The following is a 16,340-nucleotide window of genomic DNA, read 5'->3' as shown; positions in this document are numbered from 1 at the left end:
TACATCAGGTATCGCAGGCTTAGTTGCCTTCTTTCAGACCCAGCTCAGCCAAGGCCTTGGCGGCCACTTTGGCAGGCAGTGGGATGTAGCCGTCCTTGACGACAACTTCCTGGCCCTGCTTGGACAGCACCAGTTTCACGAACTCGGCTTCCAGCGGGGCCAGAGGCTTGTTCGGGGCTTTGTTGACATACACGTAGAGGAAGCGCGACAGCGGGTATTTGCCGTTCAGGGCGTTTTCTTCGCTGTCTTCGATGAAGTCAGTGCTGCCTTTCTTGGCCAGGGCCACGGTCTTCACGCTGGCGGTCTTGTAGCCGATGCCCGAGTAACCGATGCCGTTCAGCGAGGAGCTGATCGACTGCACGACCGAAGCCGAGCCCGGTTGTTCGTTCACGTTTGGCTTGTAGTCGCCTTTGCACAGGGCTTCTTCCTTGAAGTAGCCGTAGGTGCCGGATACCGAGTTACGCCCGAACAGTTGCACTGGCTTGTTGGCCAGGTCGCCGGTCACGCCCAGGTCGCCCCAGGTTTTAACGTCAGCTTTGGCGCCGCACAGGCGAGTCGAGGAGAAGATCGCGTCGACTTGCTCCATGGTCAGGTGCTGGATCGGGTTGTCCTTGTGCACGAACACCGCCAAGGCGTCCACGGCAACCGGGATAGCGGTTGGCTTGTAGCCGTACTTCTGCTCGAAGGCCGCCAGTTCGGTGTCCTTCATCTTGCGGCTCATCGGGCCCAGGTTGGAGGTGCCTTCAGTCAGCGCAGGTGGCGCGGTGGCGGAGCCGGCAGCTTGAATCTGGATGTTGACGTTCGGGTATTCCTTTTTGTAACCCTCGGCCCACAGGGTCATCAGGTTGGCCAGGGTATCGGAACCGACGCTGGACAGGTTGCCCGACACACCAGTGGTCTTGACGTAAGCCGGAATTGCCGGATCAACACCAGCGGCCACCGCGTTGGCGGTCGCAACGCCAGCAGCGACAAAAGTCATTGCCGCCATCAAACGTTTCAGTTTCATGCCTTGCTCCTAGCAGATAGGGATAATTGGATCGGGGCCAAGTATCGGGAGGCCGTGTGAACACTCTATGTCTGAAATATGACAATTAGATGAAAGGCCACTATCGGGAAGCAAAGGCTGATGAGGAGCGAGACGTTGAATGAACGCCTCGCCACATTAGATCAAATTGGTTTCAGCGGCCGCGTTTCCACAGATACCCACCCACCAACATCCCCATCACACACAAGACGGCTACATAGTAAGCCGGGCCCATCGGGCTCTCCTTCATCAGCAGCGACACCACCAATGGCGTCAACCCACCAAACACGGCATAGGCGACGTTGTAGGAGAACGACAGCCCGCTGAAACGCACCACCGGCGGGAAGGCCTTGACCATCACGTAGGGCACCACGCCGATGGTGCCCACGAACAAACCGGTCAATGCGTACAACGGAAACAGCCAGTCCGGGTGGGCCATCAGGCTGTGATACAGCGTCCACGAGGTCGCCAGCAACAGTGCGCAACCGGTAACCAGCACGCGACCGGCGCCAAAACGGTCAGCCAAGGCACCCGAGACAATGCAACCGAAGCTCAGGGTCACGATGGCCAGGCTGTTGGCCTGCAGGGCAACCGTAGGGTTGAAGTGATAGACCGTTTGCAACACGGTCGGGGTCATGAGAATGACCACCACGACACCGGCCGAGAGCAGCCAGGTCAGCAGCATCGACAGCACAATGGCGCCACGATGGTCACGCAGCACTGCGCGCAACGGCAGCTCAGCGGCCAGGCTCTTGCGTTGCTGCATTTCAGCGAAGATCGGCGTTTCATGCAGCCAGCGGCGCAGATACACCGCCAGCAAGCCGAATACACCGCCGAGCAGGAACGGGATTCGCCAGGCGTAATCGGAGACCTGCTCCGGGGTATAGGCCGTATTGATGGCGGTAGCCACCAGCGAACCCAGCAAAATACCCGCAGTGAGGCCGCTGGTCAGGGTGCCGCAGGCGTAGCCGATGTGGCGCGGCGGGACGTGTTCGGACACAAACACCCAGGCGCCGGGCACTTCGCCACCAATTGCAGCGCCCTGGATGATGCGCATCAGCAGCAACAGGACCGGCGCCCATAGGCCGATCTGCGCATAAGTCGGCAGCAAGCCCATGATCAGGGTCGGCACGGCCATCATGAAGATGCTCAGGGTGAACATCTTCTTGCGCCCCAGCAGGTCACCAAAGTGCGCCATGATGATGCCGCCCAGCGGGCGGGCCAGGTAGCCGGCGGCGAAGATGCCGAAGGTCTGCATCATGCGCAGCCATTCGGGCATGTCGACAGGGAAGAACAGTTTTCCGACCACGGTGGCGAAAAACACAAAGATGATGAAGTCGTAGAACTCCAGCGCCCCGCCCAAGGCAGACAGCGACAGGGTTTTGTAGTCGTTGCGGTTAAGCGGTCGTGCGGGCGGCGCAATGCTTGAAGGCACTGTGGTCATGGCAAGGCTTCTCTTATTAGTCAGATCAGGAATCCGCAACAGCGCTGGTATGGCCTGGCAGGTCCGGCACGATAGCAAATTGCCCGGAAAAGCACAGTCCAAACACCTGCCCCGCGTCAGCATCGATTCGCAAGCAACCCCCACTTGCCAAGCCGGCTTATTCCCTCTCGAATTACTGTCAGGTCCCAAAACGCCCTCAGATACTGAACGGCAGCGTTAAAAAGAAACAATGGTCAAACCCCTCAAGTTGCATGACTGGTTTGGCCATTTTTTTGACGCCTGTAAACAAGCCCACGTAGATGTACAAAATGGAGCCAGGAGAGTCGTCGCGCAGGCTATCGACCGATATACTCCCAGCCGTGCACCTATCTATCAGTGGAAGTTGCGCGAAAACGTCGTTGGCACCGGCCAGCCGATTTCGCAGAGTTTCCCTTCAGACGCCTTTCGAAAAACGTGACGAACGTAGTATGTTCGGGGCTGAATCGTTTTTCCAAGACGGCTACTCACCGATTACATAGTCAAAGAGTCACGGGTCAGAGGCACCCCCGGCATGATCGAACTCGAACAAGAAGATCCTATCCCGCAAGGCGATCTCGCCCTGCAAATCACTGCACTGCCGCGTGAAACCAATGGTTTTGGCGATATCTTCGGCGGCTGGCTGGTCGCGCAGATGGACCTGGCAGGCACGGCAATGGCCAGCAAGGTCGCCGGCGGGCGCGTAGCCACCGTCGCCATTGATCGCATGGCCTTCCTGGTACCGGTAGCCGTGGGTGCACAGCTTTCCTTCTATACCCAGGCTCTGGAAATTGGCCGCAGCTCGATCCAGATGATGGTCGAAGTGTGGAGCGATGACCCGCTTTCGAGCGAATGGCGCAAGGTCACCGAAGCGGTATTTGTGTTCGTCGCCATCGACGGCAGCGGTCGCACCCGTTCGGTACCGTCACGGGCGCGTTAAACCTCGCCGGGTTTTAACGGTCAATTGCCCCATTGCCTGCCACTTGAGAGAGCTTTGTTATGCCTACGCCTCACGTTGAGACGATGAAAATCGACGAGCTGGACTGCTGGCGCATCCGCCACAACGGCGCCGAGCTGATGGTGGCCCAACAGGGTGCGCATATCTTCAGTTACCAGCGCGAGGGCGAACAGCCGCTGATCTGGCCGAACCCTGCGGCGGTGTTCAAGCAGGGCAAAGGTATTCGTACCGGCGTACCGGTGTGCTGGCCGTGGTTTGGTGTGTTCGACCGCAACCCGCAAAGTGTAAAAGCCATGCGCCAGAGCGAGCAGCCTGCCGGAGCCCATGGTTTTGTGCGTACCGCGATTTGGGAGTTGGCCGAAACAGCAATCGAGGGTGAAGCCCTGCGCATCGAGCTGGTGCTGCCGGTTCCCGCAGGCGGCTTCCCCGGCTGGCCCCATGAGGTCGACTTGAAGTTGAGCCTGCTGCTGGACGAGCAACTGCATATCCGCCTCACCAGCCACAACCGTGGCACCGACACCGTGACCTTCAGCCAGGCACTGCACACCTACTTCGCTGTGAGCGACGTGCGCAACGTGCAGGTCGAGGGGGTGGATGGCTTGGCCTATATCGATACTGCTGATGGGTGGACCGAGAAGCAGCAATCCGGCTTGCTGCACTTCACTGGCGAAACTGATCGTATCTACCTGGATACACCGGCGCAGTTGAGCATTGTCGATAAAGACTGGCAGCGCCGCGTCCAACTCATCAGCGAAGGCTCGAAGTCCACCGTGATCTGGAACCCCTGGACCGAACGGGCCAAGGCACTTGATGACATGGCTGACGATGGCTGGCAGGGCATGTTGTGCATCGAGACGGCGAATGTGCTGAATGATGTGGTAAGCCTGGCCCCCGGTAAAAGCCACACCTTGGGCGTTCGTATCACCAATATCACTTTGTAAACCCAGTCAGAATGTGGGAGCTGGCTTGCCTGCGATAGCATCGCCTCAGTGCAACTGACACACCGAGTCGTCTGCATCGCAGATCAAGCCAGCTCCCGCAGGGATTGGTAGCGCCAGTTAGAGATCGGACTCTTTCACCACCCGCACCTTCCCCGCCTCCAGCGCATACGCGGCATCGGCCAAGTCATTGTTGACCTTCTCCACCTTCAACATGCCCGTGACCCACAGCGGCGTGTAGATATCATCCAGCTTCAGCCCCTTGGGATACCGCACCAGCACCAGTTGGTTAGGCGGCGGTGGCGGCACATGGATGCAGGCGCCCGGATACGGCACCAGGAAGAACAGCGTGCTGCGGCCTTTGGCATCGGTTTCCAACGGCACCGGATACCCACCAATGCGGATATTCTTGCCGTTCATGGCCGCCACGGTCTTGGTGGAATACATCACCGCGGGCAAGCCTTTGCTCTGCTTCAAGCCACCTTTTTCAGTGAACGTGCCTTGGGCTTCGGGGGAGTTATGGTCGATCTCGGGCATGGCTTCGAGGGCCTTCTGGTCCGAAAGCGGCATCAGGTCGAGCCAGTCGGTTTCCGGCAGTTCGCCAGCGTGCGCCAGGCCAGAGCCCAGCAGGAGGAGAGTGAAGAATAGACGGCGCATGGAGAGGCTCGGCAAATACAAGTGCCGAGCATTCTAGCCCTCTGCGCCTGCGCAGCGCAGAGGACTTTGTCGGCTGATTACTTCTTTTTGATCAGGCCGTAGATCACCAGCAACACGATGGCACCTACCAGCGCGCCGATGAAGCCCGCGCCCTGGCCTGCCTGGTAGATCCCCAGTGCCTGGCCGCCATAGGTCGCGGCCAGGGAGCCGGCGATACCCAGCAGAATGGTCATGATCCAGCCCATGCTGTCGTCACCCGGCTTGAGGAAACGCGCCAGCAGGCCAACGATCAAGCCGATAAAGATGGTTCCAATGATACCCATGGCATTTCCCTCTGATTGAATGTGAGTCATGACAAAGCCTAGTCAGGCTTTATCATCCTGCAATCAGAGAGACGACGGTGACCAATGGTTCCCGCCGACTCCCGGCTTATTACTCGGCGATCAGCGCTTCGACCTTGAGGATCTGCGCCTGCAGCGTTGCGCGATCCTTGCAGCGCAGGTTTGCATGCCCGACTTTGCGTCCGGCCTTGAACGCCTTGCCGTAGTGATGCAGGTGGCAGTCATCGATGGCAATCACCCGCTCAACCGGCGGGACTACGCCGATGAAGTTGAGCATGGCGCTCTCGCCGACCTTGGCCGTGGAGCCCAACGGCAAGCCCGCCACCGCCCGCAGGTGGTTTTCGAACTGGCTGCACTCGGCGCCTTCGGTGGTCCAGTGCCCGGAGTTGTGAACACGCGGGGCGATTTCGTTGGCCTTGAGGCCGCCGTCGACTTCAAAGAACTCGAACGCCATCACGCCGACGTAATCCAGTTGCTTGAGCACGCGGCTGGAATAATCTTCGGCCAGGGCCTGCAGTGGGTGGTCGGTGCTGGCCACGGACAGCTTGAGGATGCCGCTGTCGTGGGTGTTGTGCACCAGCGGGTAAAAGCGCGTCTCACCATCACGGGCACGCACGGCGATCAGCGATACTTCACCGGTGAATGGCACAAAGCCTTCCAGCAGGCAGCCGACGCTGCCCAGCTCAGCGAAGGTGCCAACCACATCGGCGGCGGTACGCAGCACTTTCTGGCCCTTGCCGTCGTAACCCAGGGTGCGGGTTTTCAACACGGCCGGCAGGCCGATGCTGGCGACAGCGGCGTCCAGGTCTGCCTGGGACTGGATGTCGGCGAAGGCCGGGGTGGGGATGCCCAAGTCCTTGAACATACTCTTCTCGAACCAGCGGTCCCGGGCGATGCGCAAGGCTTCAGCGCTCGGGTACACCGGTACGAACTGCGACAGGAAGGCCACGGTTTCGGCCGGGACGCTTTCAAACTCGAACGTCACCAGGTCGACTTCGTCGGCCAGTTGGCGCAGGTGATCCGGGTCGCTGTAGTCAGCGCGCAGGTGTTCACCCAGGGCGGCGGCGCAGGCATCTGGCGCCGGGTCCAGGAAAGCGAAGTTCATCCCCAGCGGAGTGCCCGCCAGGGCCAGCATGCGACCGAGTTGGCCACCACCGATTACACCGATTTTCATCGTCAACAACCTCAGGCGATGCGTGGGTCTGGATTGTCCAGCACACTGTCTGTCTGCTCAGCACGGAATTTTTTCAGCACCGCGTGGAACTGCGGGTGCTTGGCGCCCAGGATGCTGGCCGACAGCAATGCAGCGTTGATCGCGCCGGCCTTGCCGATCGCCAGGGTCGCTACCGGGATACCGGCCGGCATCTGCACGATGGACAACAGCGAATCCACGCCCGAGAGCATCGACGACTGCACCGGCACGCCAAGCACCGGCAGGTGCGTCTTGGCCGCACACATACCTGGCAAGTGCGCCGCGCCGCCGGCACCGGCGATGATCACCTCGATGCCACGGGATTCTGCTTCATCGGCATACTGGAACAGCAAATCCGGGGTGCGGTGGGCGGAGACCACCTTCACTTCATACGGAATGCCGAGTTTTTCCAGCATATCGGCGGTGTGGCTAAGGGTGGACCAATCGGACTTGGAGCCCATGATCACGCCAACCAATGCACTCATCGTCGTGCCTCTTCTCTCTGGGCGCCCGCAGGCGCGTCAAAAAACAACAAGCCACGCAGGAGACCGGCGTGGCTTGTTGTACGAATTAGTTTCGGGCCAGAACTGCCTGCGCTCAATCAGGCTGCGTTAAAAACAAACTCGGAATGCTCATTGGCTAAAGCCAACTCCGCTTCCTCGCTTGTTTTTGCCTTGCCTGATCTTCGCTCGGCGAGTTCTGACCTCGAAACGCGGCCGGTTGAACCGGCCGAAGGCCGCGCAGTATACCGTAATAATCCAGATAAACAGCCCCTGGAATGACCATCTGTCTAGCCGCTCAAACCGGCGGTTTTATTGACTCTTGAGTCAGTCCCCTACACCGCAAAACCTTGTGGGAGGGGGCTTGCTCCCGATAGCGGTGTTTCAGTGGCCTAATCAGCACCTGACACACCGCTATCGGGAGCAAGCCCCCTCCCACATTGGATCTGTGTCAGGCTCAGGTACTTTGCGCCGCGCCTCCTTCCAGTTTGCGCCACAGCAACCGCACATTCGCCTTGCGCACCAACGCACAGCGATACAAGCGAATCTCCAGGGGCACGTGCCATTGCGGCCCGCCGCACACCACCAGTTCGCCGCGAGCCAGTTCGGCACGCACGCTCAGTTGAGGCACCCAGGCGATGCCCAAGCCTTCAAGAGCCATGCTCTTGAGGCTGTCAGCCATGGCGGTTTCGTAAATGGTGGTGAACCGCAGGGCCCGCTGGCGCAGCAGCAAATTCACCGAGCGGCCGAGGAACGCCCCGGCACTGTAGGCCAGCAACGGCACACTGCCCTCGCTTTCCAGGTCGAACAGCGGCTTGCCATCGGCATCGGCGGCGCACACCGGGAGCATTTCGGTGTTGCCCAGGTGCAGCGATGGGAATATCTCGGCGTCCATCTGCATGGCGGCATCCGGGTCGTAGAACGCCAGCATCAGGTCGCAACCGCCTTCGCGCAGGGCGTGCACAGCGTCGCCGACGTTAGTGGCAACCAATCGCGTGGCGATGTTCAGCCCCTCATTGCGCAGCTGTGCGATCCAACGCGGAAAGAACCCCAGTGCCAGCGAGTGTGCGGCCGCAACCTGCATGACTTCACCCTGCCCGCCTTCCAAATGATGCAAATGCCGCAGTACTTCGCCGAGCTGTTCGACCACGGTGCGCGCCGTCACCAGGAACAACTGCCCCGCCGCTGTCAGCTCCACGGGCGTGCGCGAGCGGTTGACCAGCGTCAGGCCCAACGCGGCTTCAAGGCTGCGAATACGGCGACTGAACGCCGGCTGGGTCACAAAGCGCCGTTCCGCCGCCTGGGAAAAGCTGCGCGTCGCCGCCAGGGCGCTGAAGTCTTCCAGCCATTTGCTTTCAAGGTTCATCATTGCCTCCCACGCCGAATGCACCATTTTGGCACACACGCCCGCCATCATGGCTGGGTCACATCCACATTATGCCGTTTGTGCATAGCCCAGTGTTTAACAGCATTGGCCCAAAAACTTCTACAAGCCTAGCATTCGCAGCGTTCCGGCCAGTTCCGGGTCCATATCGAGATGATTTCCGTCATGTCCTCTGCTGCATCTTTCCGTACAGAAAAAGACCTGCTTGGCGTACTCGAAGTACCTGCTCAAGCGTATTACGGCATCCAGACCCTGCGAGCGGTGAACAACTTCCGCCTCTCGGGCGTTCCGATTTCGCATTACCCGAAATTGGTGGTCGGCCTGGCAATGGTCAAGCAAGCAGCGGCTGACGCCAACCGCGAGTTGGGCCAGCTCAGCGAAGCCAAGCACGCTGCCATCAGCGAAGCCTGTGCCCGCCTGATCCGCGGCGATTTCCACGAAGAGTTCGTGGTGGACATGATTCAAGGCGGCGCTGGTACTTCAACCAACATGAATGCCAACGAAGTCATCGCCAACATCGCGCTGGAGGCCATGGGCCATCAGAAAGGCGAATACCAGTACCTGCACCCCAACAACGACGTGAACATGGCGCAGTCGACCAACGACGCCTACCCGACCGCGATCCGCTTGGGTCTGCTGCTGGGCCATGACGCGCTGCTGGCCAGCCTCGACAGCCTGATCCAGGCGTTCGCCGCCAAAGGCGCCGAGTTCAGCCATGTGCTGAAAATGGGCCGTACCCAATTGCAAGACGCCGTGCCGATGACCCTCGGTCAGGAATTCCGCGCCTTCGCCACCACCCTGGGTGAAGACCTGGCGCGCTTGAAGACCCTGGCGCCGGAGCTGCTCACCGAAGTGAACCTGGGCGGCACCGCCATCGGCACCGGCATCAACGCCGACCCACGCTACCAGGCCCTGGCCGTACAACGCCTGGCCACCATCAGCGGTCAGCCGCTGGTACCGGCGGCCGACCTGATCGAAGCCACCTCCGACATGGGCGCCTTCGTGCTGTTCTCCGGCATGCTCAAGCGTACCGCGGTGAAGCTGTCGAAGATCTGCAACGACTTGCGCCTGCTGTCCAGCGGCCCACGCACCGGCATCAATGAGATCAACCTGCCGGCGCGCCAGCCAGGCAGCTCGATCATGCCCGGCAAGGTCAACCCGGTGATTCCGGAAGCCGTTAACCAGGTGGCATTCCAGGTCATCGGCAACGACCTGGCCCTGACCATGGCGGCCGAAGGCGGCCAATTGCAACTGAACGTGATGGAGCCGCTGATCGCCTTCAAGATCTTCGACTCGATCCGCCTGCTGCAACGCGCCATGGACATGCTGCGCGAGCATTGCATCGTCGGCATCACCGCCAACGAAGCACGCTGCCGCGAACTGGTGGAGCACTCCATCGGCCTGGTCACCGCGCTGAACCCCTACATCGGCTATGAAAACGCCACCCGCATCGCGCGTATCGCTCTTGAAAGCGGCCGCGGCGTGCTGGAACTGGTGCGTGAAGAAGGCTTGCTCGACGACGCCATGCTCGACGACATCCTGCGCCCGGAAAACATGATCGCTCCACGCTTGGTCCCGCTGAAGGCCTAAGCGTTTGTTGCACCGCTCACCAGGCTGAGGGACTAGACACCTCTCACCTTTTGAGGGCCTGAAGGCTCGTTCTTCAGGCCCTTTTTTTTGCCTCAAGGTTGTGAAATGAAGCCCATAAAAACTCCAATATCGCCCTGCAAACCCACCTTGCTTGCCACCGCGTGGCTGAAACCTTTAATCAGCCCGTGCAGACGGATCAGTCTCGCCTAGGTATAGTGCCGCCCCTCTCGCGTCTGCGGCCATCGGTAACGAGGCCCGGGTACCACGCGAAACCGCATGAATAACAACACCCGCAAAAGGATGGGGATCGAAGCGTCGTGCACTGCCTGGTGCCGAGCGATGCGTCGGACCGTCCTGCGTTTGCCATCAGAAAAATCAGCGAGGAACACTCCATGCTCGAAGTCATCAACGACTTCCTCTCAGGGAAAGTACTGATCGTGCTCATAGTCGGGCTCGGCGGTTATTTCACGATCCGCTCGCGTTTCGTTCAATTGCGTCACTTTTTCCACATGTTCTCGGTGTTTAAAGACAGCCTCAAGAGCAGCGCCGGTCAACTCAGCTCGTTCCAGGCGCTGATGCTCAGCCTGGCCGGACGCGTGGGTGCCGGTAACATCGCGGGTGTCGGTATTGCTGTGACCCTGGGTGGTCCGGGGGCGGTGTTCTGGATGTGGGTCACTGCTCTGGTGGGCATGTCTTCGAGCTTTATCGAGTGCTCCCTCGGCCAGTTGTACAAGCGCACCGACGCTGAAGGCACCTACCGTGGCGGCCCGGCCTATTACATCCAGCACGGCCTGCAGAAGCGTTGGCTGGGGATGGTCATGGCGTTCCTGCTGCTGGTGACCTTCGGTTTTGCCTTCAACGGCCTGCAAGCCCACGCCGTGACCCACTCGCTCAATAACGCCTTTGGCCTCGACACCACTTACACCGGCCTCGCGCTGGCGGTGTTGTTGGGCCTGGTGTTCATCGGCGGGATCAAGCGTATTGCGTCGATTGCCGACCTGCTGGTACCGGTCAAGACCCTGGTGTACATCGCCGTGACCCTGTACGTGATCGTGCTGCAATTCGACCACGTACCGGCCATGCTCGCGACCATCGTCAAGAGCGCGTTCGGCCTCGACCAAGCCTTCGGTGGCCTGGTGGGCAGCGCGATCATCATGGGTGTAAAGCGCGGCGTGTTCGCCAACGAAGCAGGTCTGGGCAGTGCGCCTAACGTAGCCGCGGTGGCTTCGGTAGAGCATCCGATCGCCCAGGGCGTGGTGCAAGCGTTCAGCGTGTTCCTCGACACCTTCGTGATCTGCACCTGTACTGCGTTGCTGATCCTGCTGTCGGGTTTCTACACCCCAGGCTTTGAAGGCGACGGCATTGCCCTGACCCAGAACTCCCTGGCGGCGGTGGTCGGTGACTGGGGCCGCATGTTCATCTCGGTGGCCCTGGCGTTGTTCGTGTTCACCTCGATCATGTACAACTACTACTTGGGCGAGAGCAACCTGCGCTTTCTGGTCGGCAATAACCGCAAGGTGCTGATGGGCTATCGCGCACTGGTGCTGGTGCTGATTTTCTGGGGTTCGATCGAGAACCTGAGCACCGTGTTCGCCTTCGCCGACATCACCATGACCATGCTCGCGTTCGTCAACCTGTTCGCCCTGGCATTCCTGTTCAAGATCGCCATGCGCATCCTCAACGACTACGACAACCAGCGTGCAGCGGGCATCAAGACCCCGGTGTTCGACTCCAGCCAGTTCCCTGACCTGGACCTGGACCGCAAGGCCTGGCCGGCCAATCCGGTGAAGCCTGAAGCAGCACCCTCGGCTGAACTGAGCGCTCAAGCGCAACGTTGATCACCGCTAGATGACACGCCGCCCGGCCTTGGGCATGCTCTGGGCCCGGCGGCGTTTTTCGTTCAGGAGATTTCTCATGCAACCAGCTAACAACGTGATGGTGCTCTACACCGGCGGCACCATCGGTATGCAGGCCAGCGCCAATGGCCTGGCACCCGCTTCAGGTTTTGAGGCGCGTATGCGCGAACAGCTTGCCGACGCGCCAGTGCCCACGTGGCGGTTCCGGGAAATGTCGCCACTGATCGACAGCGCCAACATGACCCCCGCCTACTGGCGGCGCCTGCGTACCGCCGTGGTTGAAGCCGTGGACGACGGCTGCGACGCGGTGCTGATCCTGCACGGCACTGACACCCTGGCGTACAGCGCGGCGGCCATGAGTTTCCAATTGCTGGGCTTGCCCGCACCGGTGGTGTTCACCGGCTCGATGTTGCCGGCCGGCGTGCCGGACAGTGATGCCTGGGAAAATGTCAGTGGTGCTTTGGCGGCATTGGGCGAAGGCCTGGCAGCGGGTGTACACCTGTACTTCCACGGCGCGCTGATGGCGCCGACCCGTTGCGCGAAAATTCGCAGTTTCGGGCGCAATCCGTTTGCGACCTTGCAACGCCAGGGTGGCATTGCCCGCGCCGAGTCCCTGCCGGCCGCGCTGGATTACCGTCAGCCCAAAGCCTTGGCGAATGTCGCCGTACTGCCGTTGGTGCCGGGTATTGATGCCGCGCAACTGGACGCTGTAATTGGCAGCGGCATTCAGGCGTTGGTACTGGAGTGCTTCGGAAGCGGCACCGGGCCAAGTGACAACCCAGCCTTCCTGGCCAGCCTTCAACGTGCGCAGGACCAGGATGTGGTGGTGGTTGCTATCACCCAATGCCATGAAGGCGGTGTAGAACTGGACGTCTACGAGGCCGGCAGCCGCCTGCGCGATGTGGGCGTACTGTCCGGTGGCGGCATGACCCGCGAGGCAGCGTTCGGCAAGCTCAACGCCCTGCTCGGTGCCGGGCTGGAGACCAGCGAAATCCGTCGCCTGGTGGAATTGGACCTGTGCGGCGAACTGAGCTGACCGGCATGTAACTTGCTCCACTTCCAGCCACTCCTGGCTGGAAGTTCCCATGCTGCACTCCCACCTCACCACCCTCAATGCCGTGTCCTTGGTACTCAGCACCTTCGAGGCCGAAGGCTTGCCCCACGAAGCGTTGCTGGCCGGCAGCGGCATTTGCGCGGCGGACTTGAGCCGCGCCGATACGCGCATCGCCACGCACCAGGAGATGCAAGTGTGCGCCAATGCCGTGGCCCGTCAGCGCGATATCGGACTGATCGTTGGCCGGCGTATGCATGTTTCTTCCTACGGCATACTGGGCTATGCCCTGCTCACCAGTGCCACTTTCGGTGACGCTTTGCATCTGGCCCTGCGGTATCCGGCGCTGTTGGGAACACTCTTCGAACTGAGCCTGGAGGAAGACGGCGAACGTATCTGGTTCACGGCCGGCGACTACCGCGAAAACCCGGCCCTGACCGCCTTCAATGTCGAGTTGTGTCTGGGATCACTGAAGGTCATCTGTGACGACCTGCTCGGCCATCCCCTGCCCTTGCTGGGCGCTCGTTTTGAGCACGACGCGCCGGATTATCAGGCGCGCTACGCCGAGAGCTTCGACTGCCCGCTACAGTTTCAGGCTATTGCCAACGCGTTCGCCTTTGATAAACGCTGGCTTGCCCAACCGTTGCCGCTGGCCGACACGGTCACCCACCAGGCCATGGTCGAACGTTGCCGCAAACAAAACACTGAATTCACCGGGCGCGAGGCCTGGCTGGGGCGAATCCGCCAGTTGCTGGCCGCACAACTGCACGCCGCCCCTGGGCTCGATGGCCTGGCGCAGCAGATGAACTGTTCGGCGCGCACCCTGCGCCGGCACCTGCATGATCTGGGCTGCAGCTATCAGGAACTGCTCGATGAGTTGCGCTTTGAACGCGCCAAACAGTTGTTGGCTGACAACCTGTGGCCGATCCACCGAATTGCCGAGACGCTGGGGTTCAGCGAAACGGCGAGTTTCAGGCATGCCTTCGTGCGCTGGAGCGGCGTGACGCCGAGCCAATTTCGTGCATGACGCGCCAATGAGGGGCGAATTGCGGACACACACTTTGGCCATATTGATCCCCTTTTGGCCGCTCCTGACGTTCTCATAAACCGCGCCCACCGCAAGACTGCATACACCGATACAGCCTGCGGAGAACAACAAATGCTGACGATCTACTCGGACGATCACCACCTGCACCACGGCCGTTGTGAACTGATGGACGGGCAACTGATGCCCTGCTTTGAAATGCCCTCGCGTGCCGACCACGTGCTGCAACGGGTCAAGACGCGGGAACTGGGCCCCGTGCAGGCCCCGCAGGATTTTGGCCTGGCGCCGCTGCAACGCGTCCATAGCCGCGACTATCTGGATTTCTTCAAAGGCGCCTGGCAACGCTGGACCGAATACGGCCAGGACGGCGACCTGCTGCCCTACACCTGGCCCGCCCGCACGTTGCGCCGCGTGATTCCCACCAGCCTGCACGGCCAGTTGGGCTATTACAGTTTCGACGGTGGCGCGCCGATTACCGCCGGCACCTGGCAAGCGGCCTACAGCGCCGCGCAAGTCGCCCTCACAGCCCAGGCCGCCATCGCGCAAGGCGCCCACAGTGCCTTCGCGCTGTGCCGCCCGCCTGGGCATCACGCCGCCAGCGATTTGATGGGCGGTTATTGCTACCTCAACAACGCAGCCATCGCGGCCCAGGCGTTCCTTGATCAGGGCTGCAAAAAGGTCGCGATCCTCGACGTGGATTACCACCACGGCAACGGCACACAGTCGATTTTTTATGCGCGCAGCGACGTGCTGTTCACCTCGATCCACGGCCATCCGGAGGCAGAGTTTCCGTTCTTCCTCGGGTATGCAGATGAGCAGGGAGAAGGCATCGGAGAAGGTTTCAACTTCAATTACCCGCTATCCGCAGGTTCAGGCTGGGAGGCTTGGAGCGCAGCGCTTGAACAAGCCTGCACAGAGATCGAGCGCTACGCCGCCGACATCATCGTGGTGTCCCTGGGCGTGGACACCTTCAAGGACGACCCTATCTCGCAGTTCAAGCTCGACAGCCCGGACTACCTGGCCATGGGCGCGCGCATTGCCCGCCTGGGCAAGCCCACGCTGTTCGTGATGGAAGGCGGCTACGCGGTGGAGGAAATCGGCATCAACGCCGTCAACGTGCTGGAAGGTTTCGAGGAAGCAGCCCAATGAACATACTCAAGTCGCTCGCCCTGTGCGCCGTGGTTGTCAGTGGCGCAGCCCAGGCCGAAGAAAAAACCCTGAAGGTCTACAACTGGTTCGACTACATCACGCCCAAGGCGCTGGAAGACTTCAAGGCACAGAACCCGTCGATCAAGTTGGTGTATGACATCTTCGACACCAACGAAGCCCTGGAAGCCAAGTTGCTCACCGGCAACTCCGGCTATGACGTGGTGGTGCCGTCCAATGTGTTCCTGGCCAAGCAGATCGAAGCCGGTGTGTTCCAGCCCCTGGATCGAAGCCAGTTGCCCAACTGGAAGCACCTGGACCCCAAGCTGATGAAGCTGATCGAAGCCAACGACCCCGGCAATCAATACGCCGTGCCCTACATGTACGGCACCATCCTGATCGGCTTCAACCCAGCCAAGGTCAAGGCGGCCCTGGGCGACAACGCCCCCGTGGACAGCTGGGACCTGATCTTCAAGGAGGAAAACCTCAGCAAGCTCAAGCAATGCGGCGTCGCACTGCTGGACTCGCCCTCGGAAATACTGCCCCTGGCGTTACAACACCTTGGCCTGGACCCCAACAGCGGCAATCCCAAGGACTACGACAAGGCCGAAGCACTGATGATGAAGATCCGCCCGTACATCACTTACTTTCACTCCTCCAAGTACATGGCCGACATCGCCAACGGGGATATTTGCGTGGCGGTGGGCTATTCCGGCAGTTTTTCCCAAGCCGCCAACCGTGCCAAAGACGCCAAGAATGGCGTGACCGTGGACATGCGCCTGCCCAAGGAAGGCGCGCCGATCTGGTTCGACATGCTCGCCATTCCCAAAGGCGCCAAAAACCCGAACGACGCCTACACCTTCATCAACTACCTGCTGCAACCCACAGTGATCGCACCCATCAGTGACTTCGTCGGGTACCCCAATCCAAACAGGGACGCTACCGAGAGGGTCGACCCGACCATTCGCCACAACCCCAACCTGTATCCGACCGACACCGCCATGGCCACGCTCTACACCCTCATCCCCCTGGACAGCAAAGCCGAACGCGCCAGGACAAGGGCCTGGACCAGGATCAAATCCGGCACCTGAAGCACCTTGGTTTGACGTGTACCTTCGAATGCGCTTGTGAAGGTGGCCTATCTAAGCACCGCCTCTCTGTGTGGCCGCGCCCTAGCATGGAAATTTCTAGCCTTGACC

At 60.6% G+C, this 16,340-nt stretch carries 15 protein-coding genes; 8 read left to right on the top strand and 7 right to left on the bottom strand.

Annotated features, from left to right (window positions below):
• Nucleotides 1-19: 19 nt before the first annotated feature.
• The gene (locus tag E4P01_RS03110; RefSeq protein ID WP_005792536.1) at nucleotides 20-1,006 is read right to left on the bottom strand and encodes a phosphate ABC transporter substrate-binding protein PstS; all 987 of its coding nucleotides are present in this window, start codon (nucleotides 1,004-1,006) and stop codon (nucleotides 20-22) included.
• A gap of 172 nt (nucleotides 1,007-1,178) precedes the next feature.
• Nucleotides 1,179-2,459 (bottom strand): MFS transporter, encoded by a 1,281-nt coding sequence (locus tag E4P01_RS03105; protein WP_179119859.1) that lies wholly within the window; start codon nucleotides 2,457-2,459, stop codon nucleotides 1,179-1,181.
• 559 nt (nucleotides 2,460-3,018) lie between these two features.
• Here E4P01_RS03105 and E4P01_RS03100 point away from each other — a divergent pair.
• Entirely contained in the window at nucleotides 3,019-3,423 is a 405-nt protein-coding gene (locus E4P01_RS03100) for an acyl-CoA thioesterase (protein WP_003176975.1), read from the top strand.
• Nucleotides 3,424-3,482: 59 nt separating this feature from the next.
• Nucleotides 3,483-4,382: a D-hexose-6-phosphate mutarotase gene (locus E4P01_RS03095; RefSeq protein WP_216090494.1), complete on the top strand. Its 900-nt coding sequence runs from the start codon at nucleotides 3,483-3,485 to the stop codon at nucleotides 4,380-4,382.
• Nucleotides 4,383-4,499: 117 nt separating this feature from the next.
• Here E4P01_RS03095 and E4P01_RS03090 read toward each other — a convergent pair whose 3' ends face one another.
• The 5 genes from E4P01_RS03090 to E4P01_RS03070 form a co-directional block, all read right to left on the bottom strand.
• Nucleotides 4,500-5,036, bottom strand: coding sequence for a DUF3299 domain-containing protein (locus E4P01_RS03090; RefSeq protein ID WP_103734131.1), 537 nt, complete (start codon nucleotides 5,034-5,036; stop codon nucleotides 4,500-4,502).
• A 77-nt stretch (nucleotides 5,037-5,113) separates the two neighbouring features.
• Nucleotides 5,114-5,359, bottom strand: coding sequence for a GlsB/YeaQ/YmgE family stress response membrane protein (locus tag E4P01_RS03085; protein WP_005792540.1), 246 nt, complete (start codon nucleotides 5,357-5,359; stop codon nucleotides 5,114-5,116).
• Nucleotides 5,360-5,468: 109 nt separating this feature from the next.
• Nucleotides 5,469-6,551, bottom strand: a complete 1,083-nt coding sequence (locus tag E4P01_RS03080) for a 5-(carboxyamino)imidazole ribonucleotide synthase (RefSeq protein WP_032878674.1) — start codon at nucleotides 6,549-6,551, stop codon at nucleotides 5,469-5,471.
• A gap of 11 nt (nucleotides 6,552-6,562) precedes the next feature.
• On the bottom strand, nucleotides 6,563-7,054 hold the full coding sequence (gene purE / locus E4P01_RS03075) for a 5-(carboxyamino)imidazole ribonucleotide mutase (protein WP_003195648.1): 492 nt from the start codon (nucleotides 7,052-7,054) through the stop codon (nucleotides 6,563-6,565).
• A 472-nt stretch (nucleotides 7,055-7,526) separates the two neighbouring features.
• The gene (locus E4P01_RS03070; protein WP_032881175.1) at nucleotides 7,527-8,435 is read right to left on the bottom strand and encodes a LysR substrate-binding domain-containing protein; all 909 of its coding nucleotides are present in this window, start codon (nucleotides 8,433-8,435) and stop codon (nucleotides 7,527-7,529) included.
• Nucleotides 8,436-8,618: 183 nt separating this feature from the next.
• Between E4P01_RS03070 and aspA the strand changes: the two genes are divergently transcribed.
• The 6 genes from aspA to E4P01_RS03040 all read left to right on the top strand — a co-directional run bounded on the left by aspA (nucleotide 8,619) and on the right by E4P01_RS03040 (nucleotide 16,232).
• Complete coding sequence (gene aspA, locus E4P01_RS03065; protein WP_003195657.1) at nucleotides 8,619-10,043, top strand: aspartate ammonia-lyase; 1,425 nt, start codon at nucleotides 8,619-8,621, stop codon at nucleotides 10,041-10,043.
• A gap of 392 nt (nucleotides 10,044-10,435) precedes the next feature.
• A complete protein-coding gene (locus tag E4P01_RS03060; RefSeq protein ID WP_005792545.1) occupies nucleotides 10,436-11,881 on the top strand; it encodes an alanine/glycine:cation symporter family protein in 1,446 nt (481 codons plus the stop codon).
• A 76-nt stretch (nucleotides 11,882-11,957) separates the two neighbouring features.
• Nucleotides 11,958-12,935, top strand: coding sequence for an asparaginase (locus E4P01_RS03055; RefSeq protein WP_216090495.1), 978 nt, complete (start codon nucleotides 11,958-11,960; stop codon nucleotides 12,933-12,935).
• A 49-nt stretch (nucleotides 12,936-12,984) separates the two neighbouring features.
• Nucleotides 12,985-13,977 carry an AraC family transcriptional regulator gene (locus tag E4P01_RS03050; protein WP_032878669.1) on the top strand — a complete coding sequence of 331 codons (993 nt, stop codon included), beginning with the start codon at nucleotides 12,985-12,987 and terminating at the stop codon, nucleotides 13,975-13,977.
• A gap of 132 nt (nucleotides 13,978-14,109) precedes the next feature.
• Nucleotides 14,110-15,144, top strand: coding sequence for a histone deacetylase family protein (locus E4P01_RS03045; RefSeq protein ID WP_216090496.1), 1,035 nt, complete (start codon nucleotides 14,110-14,112; stop codon nucleotides 15,142-15,144).
• Nucleotides 15,141-16,232, top strand: a complete 1,092-nt coding sequence (locus tag E4P01_RS03040) for a polyamine ABC transporter substrate-binding protein (protein WP_148853780.1) — start codon at nucleotides 15,141-15,143, stop codon at nucleotides 16,230-16,232. The genes E4P01_RS03045 and E4P01_RS03040 overlap by 4 nt, the downstream gene beginning before the upstream one ends.
• Nucleotides 16,233-16,340 lie beyond the last annotated feature (108 nt).

Source organism: Pseudomonas sp. NCIMB 10586, from assembly GCF_023127895.1.
Taxonomy (GTDB): Bacteria; Pseudomonadota; Gammaproteobacteria; order Pseudomonadales; family Pseudomonadaceae; genus Aquipseudomonas; species Aquipseudomonas synxantha_A.
Note: the sequence above shows the minus strand (reverse complement) of the source record. Positions and strands in the feature narration are given on the sequence as shown.